The sequence below is a fragment of the Streptomyces sp. CNQ329 genome (assembly GCF_000482585.1).
In genome coordinates this window covers 65651-80538 of record NZ_AXVU01000015.1, presented here as the reverse complement: position 1 = coordinate 80538, position 14888 = coordinate 65651, and the positions used below count along the sequence as shown (strand labels likewise).

At 69.8% G+C, this 14888-nt stretch carries 16 protein-coding genes; 4 read left to right on the top strand and 12 right to left on the bottom strand.

From position 1 onward, the window contains the following. Positions 1–6: 6 nt before the first annotated feature. Positions 7–678, bottom strand: a complete 672-nt coding sequence (gene nucS, locus I003_RS0112490; protein WP_027771840.1) for an endonuclease NucS — start codon at positions 676–678, stop codon at positions 7–9. Positions 679–895: 217 nt separating this feature from the next. Between nucS and I003_RS0112485 the strand changes: the two genes are divergently transcribed. Then, on the top strand, positions 896–1288 hold the full coding sequence (locus I003_RS0112485; RefSeq protein ID WP_027771839.1) for an SCO5389 family protein: 393 nt from the start codon (positions 896–898) through the stop codon (positions 1286–1288). A 61-nt stretch (positions 1289–1349) separates the two neighbouring features. On the opposite strand, the gene I003_RS0112480 is transcribed toward I003_RS0112485, so the two are convergent. Beyond that, entirely contained in the window at positions 1350–2381 is a 1032-nt protein-coding gene (locus tag I003_RS0112480) for an LLM class flavin-dependent oxidoreductase (protein ID WP_027771838.1), read from the bottom strand. 199 nt (positions 2382–2580) lie between these two features. Between I003_RS0112480 and I003_RS0112475 the strand changes: the two genes are divergently transcribed. The 3 genes from I003_RS0112475 (at position 2581) to I003_RS0112465 (ending at position 6413) form a co-directional block, all read left to right on the top strand. Then, positions 2581–2907: a hypothetical protein gene (locus I003_RS0112475; RefSeq protein ID WP_027771837.1), complete on the top strand. Its 327-nt coding sequence runs from the start codon at positions 2581–2583 to the stop codon at positions 2905–2907. Between the two features lie 191 nt (positions 2908–3098). Next, positions 3099–4352 carry a glycoside hydrolase family 18 protein gene (locus tag I003_RS0112470; protein WP_027771836.1) on the top strand — a complete coding sequence of 418 codons (1254 nt, stop codon included), beginning with the start codon at positions 3099–3101 and terminating at the stop codon, positions 4350–4352. 273 nt (positions 4353–4625) lie between these two features. Next, positions 4626–6413 carry a glycoside hydrolase family 18 chitinase gene (locus I003_RS0112465; protein WP_037720711.1) on the top strand — a complete coding sequence of 596 codons (1788 nt, stop codon included), beginning with the start codon at positions 4626–4628 and terminating at the stop codon, positions 6411–6413. 100 nt (positions 6414–6513) lie between these two features. Here the strand turns inward: I003_RS0112465 and I003_RS0112460 are convergent, their stop codons facing one another. The 10 genes from I003_RS0112460 to I003_RS0112415 all read right to left on the bottom strand — a co-directional run bounded on the left by I003_RS0112460 (position 6514) and on the right by I003_RS0112415 (position 14800). Next, a complete protein-coding gene (locus I003_RS0112460; RefSeq protein WP_027771834.1) occupies positions 6514–6954 on the bottom strand; it encodes a DUF2550 domain-containing protein in 441 nt (146 codons plus the stop codon). Positions 6955–6990: 36 nt separating this feature from the next. Then, complete coding sequence (locus tag I003_RS0112455; protein ID WP_027771833.1) at positions 6991–7374, bottom strand: F0F1 ATP synthase subunit epsilon; 384 nt, start codon at positions 7372–7374, stop codon at positions 6991–6993. 107 nt (positions 7375–7481) lie between these two features. After that, a complete protein-coding gene (atpD, locus tag I003_RS0112450) occupies positions 7482–8933 on the bottom strand; it encodes a F0F1 ATP synthase subunit beta (protein ID WP_027771832.1) in 1452 nt (483 codons plus the stop codon). Positions 8934–8935: 2 nt separating this feature from the next. Continuing rightward, positions 8936–9877 carry a F0F1 ATP synthase subunit gamma gene (locus I003_RS0112445; RefSeq protein WP_027771831.1) on the bottom strand — a complete coding sequence of 314 codons (942 nt, stop codon included), beginning with the start codon at positions 9875–9877 and terminating at the stop codon, positions 8936–8938. 2 nt (positions 9878–9879) lie between these two features. Next, complete coding sequence (atpA, locus tag I003_RS0112440; protein ID WP_027771830.1) at positions 9880–11451, bottom strand: F0F1 ATP synthase subunit alpha; 1572 nt, start codon at positions 11449–11451, stop codon at positions 9880–9882. A gap of 104 nt (positions 11452–11555) precedes the next feature. Continuing rightward, the gene (locus tag I003_RS0112435) at positions 11556–12371 is read right to left on the bottom strand and encodes a F0F1 ATP synthase subunit delta (protein WP_027771829.1); all 816 of its coding nucleotides are present in this window, start codon (positions 12369–12371) and stop codon (positions 11556–11558) included. 58 nt (positions 12372–12429) lie between these two features. After that, the gene (locus I003_RS0112430) at positions 12430–12996 is read right to left on the bottom strand and encodes a F0F1 ATP synthase subunit B (RefSeq protein WP_027771828.1); all 567 of its coding nucleotides are present in this window, start codon (positions 12994–12996) and stop codon (positions 12430–12432) included. Positions 12997–13024: 28 nt separating this feature from the next. Further along, positions 13025–13255 carry an ATP synthase F0 subunit C gene (atpE, locus tag I003_RS0112425; RefSeq protein ID WP_027771827.1) on the bottom strand — a complete coding sequence of 77 codons (231 nt, stop codon included), beginning with the start codon at positions 13253–13255 and terminating at the stop codon, positions 13025–13027. 80 nt (positions 13256–13335) lie between these two features. Then, the gene (gene atpB / locus I003_RS0112420; protein WP_027771826.1) at positions 13336–14154 is read right to left on the bottom strand and encodes a F0F1 ATP synthase subunit A; all 819 of its coding nucleotides are present in this window, start codon (positions 14152–14154) and stop codon (positions 13336–13338) included. Positions 14155–14350: 196 nt separating this feature from the next. After that, a complete protein-coding gene (locus I003_RS0112415) occupies positions 14351–14800 on the bottom strand; it encodes a Cg1360 family ATP-synthase-associated protein (protein WP_027771825.1) in 450 nt (149 codons plus the stop codon). Between the last annotated feature and the right edge of the window lie 88 nt (positions 14801–14888).

Below are 14888 nucleotides of genomic sequence, written 5' to 3'. Positions count from 1 at the left end.
TCCGCGTCAGAACAGCTTCAGTTTGCCGTCGTCCGTGCCCCGCAGCGCGTCGTAGTCCAGCACCGCGCACTCGATTCCGCGGTCCGCCGCCAGCACCCGCGCCTGCGGCTTGATCTCCTGCGCCGCGAACACCCCCCGCACCGGCGCCAGCAGGGGGTCGCGGTTCAGCAGGTCCAGGTAGCGGGTCAGTTGCTCCACGCCGTCGATCTCGCCGCGGCGCTTGATCTCCACCGCGACGGTCGTCCCCTTCTCGTCCCGGCCCAGGATGTCCACGGGGCCGATGGCCGTGGGGTACTCGCGGCGGATGAGGGTCCAGCCCTCGCCCAGCACCTCCATGCGGTCGGCGAGCAGTTCCTGGAGGTGGGCCTCCACTCCGTCCTTGACCAGGCCCGGGTCGACGCCCAGTTCGTGCGACGTGTCGTGGAGCAATTCCTCGATCGTAATGATCAGTTTTTCGCCTGCCTTGTTCTCGACCGTCCACACGGCGACACCGTCCTGCTCACCTTCTTTCAGAGTGCAGGGCGGTGACATCCAGTTGAGGGGCTTGTACGCACGGTCGTCGGCGTGGACCGAGACGCTGCCGTCGGCTTTGACCAGGATCAGCCGGGGCGCGGAGGCGAGGTGTGCGGTGAGCCGCCCGGCGTAGTCGACGGAGCAGCGGGCGATGACGAGGCGCATGGCGCACCACGCTACTCGACTCCCGGCGCACCCTGCGATCTGACCCCTGATGCACCTTTCGGTATTGGCCAGTTGTGTACGCGTTCTTGTGGTGGAGCCGCATCCTCCGCCCTACGGTGGACGCAGGCGGTTGCCATATGGGCACCGAGAGTGGTGATCGCCGTCCCTGTCCGGTCAGGCCCCGCCCGAACCCCGCGGGGCTGCGAGAGGAGAATCCATGTCGCTGGACGTCCCACCTGCTCTGCTCCATCAAGCCGAGCGGGGCGAGGTCGACGAAAGGGAGTTTGTCGACTGCGTCCGGACCTCACTTCCCTATGCCTGGGACATGATCAGTTCCCTGGTGGCACAACTGAAGGTCGACGGCGGAGACTTCGCCGACAACCAGGTTCCGCCCCCTGACGAGCACGCCCGCGGCCAGCTCCTGCGCGCGCTTGCCAGCAATGCGATACGGGGGGCGCTGGAGCGCCACTTCGGCGTTCGGCTCGCTTTCCAGAACTGTCATCGCGTGGCGGTCTTTCCCCTGGAAGCCTCGGCAGAAGAGCGGCTGGCCCGTTTCACCTCGGTGAGGGCGCAGTTGCTCAACCAGTCACCGGAGCTGCGTGACTGCTGACGGGCCCCGGGTCCCCCGCGCTGCCGCTCCCCACGCCGTCCGCTCGCCCCGTCCCATCCGGTCAGCGAGCGAGGAGCGGCAGCACCTCCGAACCGATACGCCGTACGTTCCGCTCGGTGGCGCACAGCTCCCCCGAGCCCTCGACAAGCAGTGCGAAGCGCGTGATGCCGGTGCGTTCCGCGGTCGCCGCCAGCCGGTCGGCGCACAGCCGCGGCGGGCCCACCGGGTGCAGCGCGCACAGCAGTTCCGTGTACGCCTCCGGATCGCGCATCGGACGCCGTCTGCCGTCCACCGTCTCCATCGCCCCCACGCCGGCGCGGAACGCCCCCGGCAGGGCGGTCCGCAGCAGTTCCGCCGCGCCCTTCGGGGTGTCGTCGACCTGGGCCACGCCCGCCGAGACGTGCTCCGCCGCGTCGATCGCCTCCGGGCTCATCCCGGCCTCCCGCGCGGTACGCCGCCACAGCCGCACCATCTCCGCCTTCTCCTCGTCGCCGGAGTGCATGCCGAGCAGCATCGGCAGCCCGCGCCGGGCGGCGAGCCGGACCGTCGCCGGCGAGGTGCAGGCGACGAGCACGGGCACGTCGGCGCCGCCGTGCAGCGCCTCGGCCGGCCGGGGCACGACGGCGACCTCGCGGAACGTGTAGCGCTCGCCGCCGGCCCCGACCCGCGGCTCCCGCAGCCAGCGCAGCAGCAGGTCCAGCGACTCGGGGAAGTCCGTCTCGTACGCCGCGAGGCCGGTGCCGAAGACCTCCAGGTCCACCCACGGCCCGCCGCGGCCGACCCCGAGGACGAAGCGCCCCTGCGCGGCGTGGTGCAGCAGCGCGGCCTGCTCGCCGAGGGCGACGGGGTGCTGCGTGGGCAGCACGCTGACGGCGGTGCCGACGCGGATGCGGCTGGTGCGGCCGAGGAGCAGCGCGGCCAGGGTGACGGCCGAGGGGCAGGTGCCGTACGGGATGAAATGGTGCTCGGCGAGCCAGACGGAGTCGAGCCCCGCCTCCTCCGTCGCGACGCCCGTCCGCACGGCACGGTGCAGGGCCTCGCCCTGCCCCTGGCCGGGGAACTGGGCGCCGAGCACGAACGAGCCGATGTGCATCCTGCCCCCTGTGTACCGATGATGCCGTCGTGCGAGGGGCGCGAACCGTTCGTCACCTGCGGCGACGGGGTGCAACCCCACAGTCGCCCTCATTGTTGGCGATCGGCGGGTGAATCGTCATTCTTTGTGCCCGGGGCTGGACTTCGCGCGCCGTACCCTGATAGGGACTCCGTCACGACGATCTTTCCGAGGTGCCGACGTGTCCCCCCGCCGGAACAAGCCGCGCTCGCGCGGCGCCGCCCGTCCGCCCGCGGACGACGACCTCGCCGGCAGCGTCGGCATGCCCGACACGGCCGAGTACCGGGGCGAGGAGTTCCTCTTCCGTCGCGTGTCCGGGGCCGCCGCCGACAAGAGCTACCGCTGCCCGGGCTGCGATCAGGAGATCCGCTCCGGCACGCCGCACGTGGTGGCGTGGCCCGCGCACGGCGGCGCGGACCTGCGGCGGCACTGGCACACGGCCTGCTGGAACGCCCGCGACCGCCGCGGCACCCGGCCGCAGCGCTCGCGCAACGCCCCGCGCCACTGACGCCCGCGCCCGGCCGCCCCTGCGGCACCTCTCGCGGTGGCCCCGCCCCCGGTGGTCCAGACCTATTGACGATTGGTGCAGACCTTCCCTACGCTCCCCCATCACTGCGGTGAGCGTGCCCTTTCCATGCTCACCGGGCGACGCAGGTCCCACCCCCACACGTATCCGGACCTAGCTCGAGGAGCACGCCCTTGAGATCCCCTCACACACGCACCCGCACCCGCGTCATCGGCATCCTGCTGACCCTGGCGCTCGCGATACCGCTCACGGTGCTGGCCACCATGGCGCCGTCGAGTACCGCGGGCGCCGCGACCACCCCCGCCGGCCCCAAGGCCGCCGGGGTGAAGATGGGCTACTTCACCGAGTGGGGCGTCTACGACCGCAACTACCACGTGAAGAACCTGGTCACCTCCGGCTCCGCGGAGAAGATCAACACCATCAACTACGCGTTCGGCAACGTCCAGGGCGGCCGGTGCACCATCGGCGACTCCTTCGCGGCCATCGAGAAGAGCTACACCGCCGACCAGAGCGTCGACGGCGTCGCCGACGCCTGGGACCAGCCGCTGCGCGGCAACTTCAACCAACTGCTCAAGCTCAAGGAGCAGTTCCCGCACATCAAGGTCCTCTGGTCGTTCGGCGGCTGGACCTGGTCCGGCGGCTTCACCGAGGCCATGAAGAACCCCGAAGCCTTCGCGCAGTCCTGTTACGACCTGGTCAACGACTCGCGCTGGCAGGGCCTGTTCGACGGCATCGACCTCGACTGGGAGTACCCCAACGCCTGCGGCCTGAGCTGTGACAGCAGCGGCCCGGCCGTGATGAAGGACATGATGCAGGCGTTCCGGGGGAAGTTCGGCGACCAGTTGGTGACGGCGGCCGTGACCGCCGACGCCACCTCCGGCGGCAAGATCGAGGCCGCCGACTACGCCGGCGCGGCACAGTACGTCGACTGGTACAACGTCATGACGTACGACTTCTTCGGCGCCTGGGACGCCCAGGGCCCCACCGCCCCGCACTCGCCGCTCGCCCCGTACGACGGCATCCCGAAGGAGGGCTTCGACTCCACCGCGGCGATCGAGAAGTTCAAGGCCGCCGGGGTCCCGGCGAACAAGCTCCTCCTGGGCATCGGCTTCTACGGCCGCGGCTGGACCGGCGTGAGCCAGGCGGAGCCCGGCGGCACCGCGACCGGCCCTGCGCCCGGCAGGTACGAGCAGGGGATCGACGACTACAAGGAGCTGAAGGACAGGTGCCCCGCCACCGGAACCGTCGGCGGCACGGCCTACGCCCACTGCGGCAGCCAGTGGTGGAGCTACGACACCCCGCAGACCATCGGCGGGAAGATGGACTACGCCAGGCAGCAAGGGCTCGGCGGCGCGTTCGTCTGGGAGCTGAGCGGTGACACCGCGAACGGCGAACTGATGTCCGCCGTGAGCAGCGGCCTCGGCTGAGGCCGTCCGGCCGGCCGTCGCGCCGGCGAAGCCCGGGAAGGTGGAGTCGCCCCCACCGACCCGGGCTTCACCATGTGGTCCAGACCTCTTGACCGCATTGGTATGTACCAATAACCTCCCTGGTTAGTGAGTGTCATGGCATGAACAAACCTGGCTCCACGGGCGGCCGTACGCGCGGACGTGCCGCCCGCACCTGTCCGGAACGGCACTCGACGAGGGAGACACACCTTGAGATCCCCCACCGGCAGACGCCTGCTGAGACGCGCAACGGCCATGGTGGCCGCCGTGGCCATCCCGCTCGCCGCCATGGTCGGACTCGCCGGCCCCGCCCACGCGGCCGGGGCCACCGCGACCTACCAGAAGGCCGCGGACTGGGGCACCGGATTCGAGGGCAGGTGGACGGTGAAGAACACCGGCACCGACCCCCTCTCCTCCTGGTCCGTGTCCTGGGACTTCCCCGCCGGCACCAGCGTCACGTCCGCCTGGGACGCGGACGTCTCCCACAGCGGCACCCGCTGGACCGCGAAGAGCACGTCGTACAACGGCACCCTGGCCCCCGGCGCCAGCGTCACCTTCGGCTTCAACGGCTCCGGCAGCGGCGGCGGCGCCGTCACCGGCTGCACCCTGAACGGCGACCCCTGCGACGGCGGCGGCGTCCCCGGGGACAACGCCCCCTCCGCTCCCGGCACGCCCAGCGCCGGGAACATCTCCGACACCTCCGTCGTGCTGAGCTGGACGGCGGCCACCGACGACAAGGGGATCAAGAACTACGACGTCTACCGCGGCGGCACCAGGATCGCCACGGTCGCCGACACCCGGTACACGGACACCGGCCTGACCGCCGGCACCACGTACAGCTACAGCGTCCGCGCCCGCGACACCGCGGACCAGGTCGGCCCCTCCAGCCCCTCGCGGACCGTCACCACCACCGGTGGCGGCGGTCCGGGCGGCGACACGATCAAGATGGGCTACTTCACCGAGTGGGGCGTCTACGACCGCAACTACCACGCGAAGAACCTCGACACCTCCGGCACAGCACAGAAGATCAACACCATCAACTACGCCTTCGGCAACGTCCAGAACGGCCGCTGCACCATGGGCGACTCCTTCGCGGCCATCGAGAAGAGCTACACCGCCGGCCAGAGCGTCGACGGCGTCGCGGACACCTGGGACCAGCCGCTGCGCGGCAACTTCAACCAACTGCTCAAGCTCAAGAAGAAGCACCCGCACCTCAGGATCCTCTGGTCGTTCGGCGGCTGGACCTGGTCCGGCGGCTTCACCCAGGCCATGCAGAATCCGGCCGCCTTCGCCCAGTCCTGCTACGACCTCGTGTACGACCCGCGCTGGCAGGGCCTGTTCGACGGCATCGACCTCGACTGGGAGTACCCCAACGCCTGCGGCCTGACCTGCGACAGCAGCGGCCCCGCCGTGATGAGGAACATGATGCAGGCGTTCCGCGCGAAGTTCGGCGACGAACTCCTCACCGCGGCCATCACCGCCGACGCCTCCGGCGGCGGCAAGATCGAGGCCGCCGACTACGCCGGCGCGGCACAGTACGTCGACTGGTACAACGTCATGACGTACGACTTCTTCGGCGCCTGGGACGCCCAGGGCCCCACCGCCCCGCACTCGCCCCTGACCTCATACGACGGCATCCCGAACGCCGCGTTCCACTCCGACGCCGCGATCCAGAAGCTGAAGGGCCTGAGCATCCCGCCCGGCAAGCTGTTGCTCGGCATCGGCTTCTACGGCCGCGGCTGGACGGGCGTGACCCAAAGCGCGCCCGGCGGCTCCGCGACGGGTCCCGCACCCGGCAGGTACGAGCAGGGCATCGACGACTACAAGGAGCTGAAGAGCAGGTGCCCCGCCACCGGAACCGTCGCCGGGACGGCGTACGCCCACTGCGGCAGCCAGTGGTGGAGCTACGACACCCCGGCGACGATCACCGCGAAGATGGCCTACGCCAGGAACCAGAACCTCGGCGGCGCGTTCGTCTGGGAACTCAGCGGTGACACCGCCGACGGCGAGCTGATGACCGCGGTCCACAACGGTCTCGGCTGACCCCCGGACGGCCTGAGCCCGGGGTGTCCGGCGTGCGCTCGCCTCCCCGCCCCGGGTTCAGGCCCTCTTCCGTCTCCCGCGCACGGAGTGGCCGTGCGCGCTACGCCACGTTGACACGCTGGCCCGGAGGCGCCGCCTCCAGCCAGGCGAGAAAGCCGGTGAGCGCATCCTCGCTCATCGCCAGCTCGATCCGGTCCTCGTCGTGCCGGCAGGCCAGCACGACGGCGTCGGAGAGCAGCGCCAGCTCTTCCTCGCCGGCGGGCGCCCGGCGCTCCAGCACCTCGATGCCGTCCCGCCGCAGCACGCGGCGCGGCCTCGGCGCGTACGAGAAGACGCGGAACCACTCGATGACGTCACCGCTGTACCGGGCGACGCCGTAGGCCCAGCCCTTCCCGGGCCGGTCGGCGCGGGCGGCCCAGCGCAGGCTGCAGTCGAAGGTGCCGCCGGCCCGCTGGATCAGCCGGCGGCGCAGCCCGAAGAGGAAGAGGCCGAGCAGCAGCAGGGCGACCACTGCCCCGGCCAGCAGCAAAGCGAGGAACATCTCCACAGACCTCCTCGCCGCTCCTCTCGCGTGGCCTCAGCGACCCGCCACGGCCAGGAGCCGCACTTCCGCGCGTCGCTCCGCCCCCGCATCCGCGTCCGCTTTGGCCCGCTCCAGGGCGCGCTCGGCGCGCTCCACGTCGATCTCGTCGGAAAGCTCGGCGATCTCGGCGAGCAGCGAGAGCTTGTTGTCCGCGAAGGAGATGAAGCCGCCGTGCACCGCTGCCACGACCGTGCCGTCACCGGCGGAGCCCGCCGTGCGGATCGTCACGGGGCCGGACTCCAGCACCGTGAGCAGCGGCTGGTGTCCGGGCATGATGCCGATGTCACCGGACGGGGTGCGCGCGATGACCCGGGTTGCCTCCCCGGACCATACGCTACGGTCCGCGGCGACCAACTCGACGTGCAGCTCGGCCACGATGGCTCCTCAACTGGGGTTTAGCAGAGAATAACTGGTTTGCGGGCCGGGGACGGGGCGAACCCCGCCCCCGATCGGCTCGGAGCCGATGACGACCGCGGGCGCATCCGTCAGGAGACGCCCAGCTCCTTCGCCTTGGCCTTGAGGTCCTCCAGGCCACCGCACATGAAGAACGCCTGCTCGGGGAAGTGGTCGTACTCGCCGTCGGCGATCGCGTTGAACGCGGCGATCGACTCGTCCAGCGGCACGTCCGATCCGTCGAGACCGGTGAACTGCTTGGCCGCGTGGGTGTTCTGCGACAGGAAGCGCTCGATCCGGCGGGCCCGGGAGACGGTGAGCTTGTCCTCCTCGGACAGCTCGTCCATACCCAGAATGGCGATGATGTCCTGCAGGTCCTTGTACTTCTGCAGGATCGCCTTCACGCGGGTGGCGCAGTCGTAGTGGTCCTGCGTGATGTAACGCGGGTCGAGCACCCGGGAGGTGGACGCCAGCGGGTCCACCGCGGGGTAGATGCCCTTCTCCGAGATCGGACGGGACAGCTCCGTCGTCGCGTCCAGGTGGGCGAAGGTGGTCGCCGGGGCCGGGTCGGTGTAGTCGTCCGCGGGCACGTAGATCGCCTGCATCGAGGTGATCGAGTGGCCGCGGGTGGAGGTGATGCGCTCCTGGAGCAGACCCATCTCGTCCGCCAGGTTCGGCTGGTAGCCCACCGCGGAGGGCATGCGGCCCAGCAGGGTGGAGACCTCGGAGCCGGCCTGGGTGAAGCGGAAGATGTTGTCGATGAAGAACAGCACGTCCTGCTTCTGCACGTCGCGGAAGTACTCCGCCATCGTCAGACCGGCCAGGGCGACGCGCAGCCGGGTGCCCGGCGGCTCGTCCATCTGGCCGAAGACCAGCGCGGTCTGCGGCAGCACGCCGGACTCGGCCATCTCCGCGATGAGGTCGTTGCCCTCACGGGTGCGCTCGCCGACGCCGGCGAACACCGAGACGCCCTCGTGCAGCTTGGCCACACGCATGATCATCTCTTGGATGAGCACGGTCTTGCCCACGCCCGCGCCGCCGAACAGGCCGATCTTGCCGCCCTTGACGTACGGGGTGAGCAGGTCGACGACCTTCAGACCGGTCTCGAACATCTCGGTCTTGGCCTCGAGCTGGTCGAAGTCCGGGGCCTTGCGGTGGATCGCCCAGCGCTCCTGGATCTCCGACTCGTCGACCTCGGCGTTGAGGATCTCACCCAGGGTGTTGAACACGCGGCCCTTGGTGACGTCGCCGACGGGGACCGTGAGGCCCTCGCCGGTGTCGGTCACCGGGGCCTGGCGGACCAGACCGTCGGTGGGCTGCATGGAGATGGCGCGTACCAGGCCCTCACCGAGGTGCTGGGCGACCTCCAGGGTCAGCACCTTGGTCTCGCCCGCGTTGGCGGGGTCGGCGACCTCGACGGTGAGCGCGTTGTAGATGTCGGGCATCGCGTCGACGGGGAACTCCACGTCGACGACCGGGCCGATGACCCGCGCGACGCGGCCAGTCGCCGTGGCCTTCGCTTCCGTGGTCGTAGCAGTGGTCATGATTATCGGTCACTCCCCGCAGAGGCGTCGGCCAGGGCGTTCGCACCACCGACGATCTCGCTGATTTCCTGGGTGATTTCGGCCTGGCGGGCCTGGTTGGCAAGCCTCGTGAGCGACTTGATGAGCTCCTCGGCGTTGTCCGTCGCCGACTTCATCGCACGACGGGTGGCGGCGTGCTTGGAGGCGGCCGACTGCAGCAGCGCGTTGTAGATCCGGCTCTCGACGTACCGCGGCAGCAGCGCGTCGAGCACGCCGTCCGCGGACGGCTCGAAGTCGTACAGCGCGTGGTAGTTGTGCTCCTTCTTGCGCGCCTCCTGGAAGACCTCCGCCGACTCCTCGGCGGTCTTCTCGAAGACGATCGGGAGCAGCCGCTTGTCCACGGCGGTCTGCGTCATCATCGAGTGGAACTCGGTGTAGACGATGTAGATCTCGTCCACGCCGCCCTCCGAGGTCTCCTTGCTCAGCGACTCGATGAGCGGCGCGGCCACCTTCTTGGCGTCCGCGTACGTGGGGTTGTCGGTGAACCCGGTCCACGACTCGGCCACCGGCCGCTCGCGGAAGCCGAAGTACGACACGCCCTTGCGGCCGACGATGAAGTGGTCGACCTGCCTGCCCTCGCCGGTCAGCCGGTTGGTGAGCGCCTCGGCCTGCTTGATGGCGTTGGAGTTGTAACCGCCGGCCAGACCGCGGTCACTGGTGATCAGCAGCACCGCGGCCCGCACCGGCCGCTCCACCTCGGTGGTCAGCGGGTGCTTGGTCTCGGAGCCCGCGGCCACCGCCGTGACGGCGCTGGTCAGCTCGTTCGCGTACGGCGCGGAGGCCGCCACCTGGCGCTGCGCCTTGACGACGCGCGAGGCGGCGATCATCTCCATCGCCTTGGTGATCTTCTTGGTCGCAGAGACGCTACGGATCCGCCTCTTGTAGACCCGCATCTGGGCGCCCATGCTCAGCCCTCGCCCAGCAGCTTGCCGTCCGAGGTCTCGAACTGCCGCTTGAAGGACTCGACCGCCTCGCGGAGCGCCTCGATGGTCTCGTCGCCCATCTTGCCGCCCTCGCGGATGCTCGTGAGCAGGTCCTTGCTCTCCCGGTGCAGGTGGTCCAGCAGCTCACGCTCGAACCGCTTGACGTCCGCGACGGGCACGTCGTCCAGGATGCCGTTGGTGCCGGACCACACGGACACGACCTGGTCCTCGGTGGGGAAGGGCGCGTACTGCGGCTGCTTCATCAGCTCCATCATCCGCTGGCCCCGCTCCAGGGCGGCCTTGGAGGCGGCGTCCAGGTCGGAGCCGAAGGCGGCGAACGCCTCCAGCTCGCGGAACTGCGCCAGGTCCAGCTTCAGCCGGCCGGAGACCTGCCGGATCGCGCGGTGCTGGGCGGCACCGCCGACGCGGGAGACGGAGATACCGACGTTCAGCGCCGGGCGCTGGCCCGAGTTGAACAGGTCGGACTCCAGGAAGCACTGGCCGTCGGTGATGGAGATCACGTTGGTCGGGATGTACGCCGACACGTCGTTCGCCTTGGTCTCGATGACCGGCAGGCCCGTCATCGAACCGGCGCCCATGTCGTCCGAGAGCTTGGCGCAGCGCTCCAGCAGCCGGGAGTGCAGGTAGAAGACGTCGCCCGGGTACGCCTCGCGGCCCGGCGGGCGGCGCAGCAGCAGCGACACGGCACGGTACGCCTCGGCCTGCTTGGACAGGTCGTCGAAGATGATCAGGACGTGCTTGCCCTGGTACATCCAGTGCTGGCCGATGGCCGAGCCGGTGTAGGGGGCCAGGTACTTGAAGCCCGCCGGGTCGGACGCCGGGGCCGCCACGATCGTGGTGTACTCCAGCGCGCCGGCCTCCTCCAGCGCACCGCGCACGCCGGCGATGGTGGAGCCCTTCTGGCCGATCGCCACGTAGATGCAGCGGACCTGCTTGTTCGGGTCGCCGGAGCGCCAGTTGTCGCGCTGGTTGATGATCGTGTCGATGCCGAGGGCGGTCTTGCCCGTCTGCCGGTCACCGATGATCAGCTGGCGCTGGCCGCGGCCGATGGGGGTCATCGCGTCGACGGCCTTGTAGCCGGTCTCCATCGGCTCGTGCACCGACTTGCGCTGCATGACCGAGGGAGCCTGCAGCTCCAGCGCGCGGCGGCCCTCGGTCGCGATCTCGCCGAGGCCGTCCACCGCGTTGCCCAGGGGGTCGACGACCCGGCCCAGGTAGCCGTCGCCGACCGGCACGGAGAGGACCTCGCCGGTGCGGGTGACCGACTGCCCCTCCTCGATGCCCCTGAACTCGCCGAGGACGACCGCACCGATCTCCCGCTCCTCCAGGTTGAGGGCGAGGCCGAGGGTGCCGTCCTCGAACTTCAGCAGCTCGTTCGCCATCGCCGAGGGCAGCCCCTCGATCTTGGCGATGCCGTCCATGGCCTGCGATACCGTGCCGACCTCTTCGCGCGAGGCCGCGTCCGGCTGGTACGACTGGACATAGCTCTCCAGCGCGTCCCGGATCTCCTCCGGCCGGATCGTGAGCTCCGCCATCTGGGTTCCCTGCTCTCCTTGTTGGGCCCGTAAGTTCTTGCGTCCACGGCCCAACTCGGGCCGCTGGTGATGCTCTGGAGTTGGTGTGTGACGGTCGGTGACCGTCAGCCGGCCATACCGCGCTTCACCTCGTCGAGGCGGTCCGCGACGGAGCCGTTGATGACCTCGTCGCCCACCCGCACCGAGATCCCGCCGAGGACCGCGGGGTCCACGTCCAGGTTCAGGTGCATGTCCCGGCCGTACAGCCGGGACAGCGCGGCGCCCAGGCGCTCCTTCTGCCCGTCGCTGAGCGGCACGGCGGTGGACACGACCGCGACCATCCGGTTCCGGCGCTCCGCGGCGAGCTTGGACAGGGCCTCCAGGCCCCCTTCCAGGCTACGGCCACGCGGGCGCTCGACGAGCCGCACGACCAGCCGCTCGGTGACCGGGTTCGCCCGGCCGCCCAGCAGCGAGTGCAGCAGCCCGGCCTTGGCGGCCCGGGTGCCCACCCGGTCGGTGAGCGCCCCGCGGAGCTGCTTGTCGCCCGTGACGATCCGGCCGAACCGGAACAGCTCGTCCTCCACCTCGTCGAGCTTGCCCGCCCGCTGTGCGGAGGTGAGGTCCGCGGTGTCGGCGAGCTCCTCCAGCACGTCGACCAGGTCACGCGCCCGCGACCAGCGGGCCCGCACCATCCCGGCGACCAGGTCGGCGGCCTCGCCGCCGATCTGCCCGCCGAGGACCCGGGCGACCAGCTCGGCCTTGGCCTCGCCGGGCTGCGCCGGGTCGGTCAGCGCCCGCCGCAGCGTCACCTCGCGGTCCAGCAGCGCCGTCACGGCGGCCAGCTCCTCGGCGAGCTTCGCCGCGTCGACCGAGGTGTTGTCGGTCAGCGCGTCGAGCTGCTCCCGGGCGGCGGCAAGCGCCTCGCGGCTCGCTCCGTTCATCGGTCACGCTCCTCGTCCCGCCCGCCGGCGCTCGCTCGACTCGTCGCCGTTCCGGCGTTCATGCCCCGGCCTCGGCCTTCGTCCCGGACTGCGCGGCGGCCTTGGCCTCCAGCTCGTCCAGGAACCGGTCGACGACGCGGCTCTGCCGGGCGTGGTCCTCCAGGGACTCGCCGACCAGCCGGCCGGCCAGCTCGGTGGCGAGCTTGCCGACGTCCTGGCGCAGCGCCAGCGAAGCGGCCTTCTTGTCGGCCTCGACCTGGGCGTGACCGGCGGCGATGATCTCCTCACGCTGCCGCTGGCCCTCGGCCCGCATCTCGGCGATGAGGGCCGAACCCTGCTCGCGAGCCTCCTCGCGCAGCCGGTTGGCCTCGTGCCGGGCCTCCGCGAGCTGGGCCTTGTACTGCTCCAGCGTCTGCTCCGCCTCGATCTGGGCGGCCTCGGCCTTCTCCATGCCGCCCTCGATGGCCGCCTTGCGCTCCTCCAGCACCTCGTTGATACGCGGCAGGAGCTTCTTGGCCAGCAGGCCGAAGACGATGAGGAAGGCGATCAGGCCGATGACGAGTTCCGGCAACGGCGGGACGAGAGGATTCTGTTTTTCCTCCGCCGCGATCTGCAGGAGATTCACATCGGTGCCTTTCGTCGGAAGAGGCTGATCAGTACACGAACGGCAGGACGATGCCGATGAGGGCGAGCGCCTCGCAGAAGGCGAAGCCCAGAATCATGTTCTGCCGGATCAGGCCGACGGCCTCCGGCTGGCGGGCCATGGCCTGCACGCCGTTACCGAAGATGTAGCCGATACCGACACCGGGGCCGATCGCGGCGAGGCCGTAACCGATCGAGCCGACGTTGCCATCGATTGCGGCCAGGGTCTCCATCGCAGCCATGTGCTTTCTTCCTTCTCTTCTGCCGAACCGGTGGGGGTTGGCCACCGGACGATTGGTGGGGTGCGGGCGGTACGGGTCTCTCAGTGCGCCTCTTCGAGGGCACCGGAGATGTAGCTGGCCGACAGCACGACGAACACGTATGCCTGGACGGCCTGGATGAACAGCTCGAAGGCGATCATCACCATGACCATCACGAAGGCCACGGGTGCGTAGGCGAAGCCCCAGCTGTTCATGAAGAACCAGGTGGCGATGGTGAACATCACGAGCAGCAGGTGGCCGGCGAACATGTTCGCGAAGAGCCGGACCGCGTGCGTGAACGGCCGCACGAGCACGTTCGAGAAGAACTCGATGAGCATGACCAGCGGGAGCACCGCGCCGAGCGACTTGTCGTAGCCGGTGATGTTCTTCAGCCCGCCGACGAAGCCGTGCCGCTTGAAGGTCAGGCTCATCCAGGTCAGCCAGACCAGGCCCGCGAGCGCCGCCGGGAAGGCGATGATCGAGGTCACCGGGAACTGGGCCAGCGGGACGACCGACCAGAGGTTCATCAGCCAGATGAAGAAGAAGAGGGAGACCAGCAGCGGCACCCACTTCTCGCCCTGCTTCTTGCCGATGGTCTCGTAGACGATGCCGCGGCGGACGAAGTCGTAGCCGGACTCGGCGACCATCTGCAGCTTGCCCGGGACGACCTTGGGGTTGGCGAACGCCTTCCAGAAGAAGACGCACAGCACCAGCGTCGTCAGCAGCGCCAGCAGGATCGGCTTGTTGAACTCGAAGCCGCCGACGGTGAAGATCGGCTTGAAGATGAACGAGTGCAGGCCGGGGGACTGGAAGCCGCAACCGCCATCAACGAAGATCTTGCAACTCGCGTCGAAAGCGAGCGTCGTATCAGCAGCACTCACCGGCGAGCTCCTTCGGTGTGACGCATGGCTACGGCAACCTCAATGTGTCGGCGTTGTGCACCGCCGGAGAGCGGTACGTGACAGGACGGGATACGGCCGGCGGGGTGCGGTGCGGCCCTGCGGCCCACGGCGCACGCGCGCACCGGCGCGGCAGGGGGACGATAGCAGCAGCGGATCACTGCTCGGGCGGCGCCCCTCATCGCCCGGCCTCGGTGGCTGTACCGGAGCGCTGTTCACCCACCCCGGTTTCTCGCTCCGGTTCCACGTACGGCAGCTTCAGCCGGACGTGGGTACGGCCCATGGCGGCGGTGAACACCAGCGCCGCGGCGAGCACGGTGAAGCCGAACGCCCTGGTGTGGAAGAGCGTCGTGTCCTTGAACAGCCCCATGACCACCGCGAGCATCAACACCTGGGAGGTGTAGGTGATCAGCGCGATCCCGAGGAACAACTCGGGGTTCTTGCGCGAGAAGTGCTGCAGTGCGAAGAGGCCGAGACCGAAGAAGGCAAGGACCACCACCGTGGCTGCGGCGGCTCCCACACCGCCCTTCACACCGGCCGCGAGTGAACTGATGATCACTGCGACGACGCCGGCGAGGGCGGTCGGGATCGCGGCGCCACGGAGGATCCGGGCGTCGTTGACCTGCATATGAGGAGTCTCCGGCGGGAGTCGGGAGCAACTGGTCGACGGTGACGAGCATGTTCCCGGAGCGAGTGCACCGCATCGAGGGGCATCG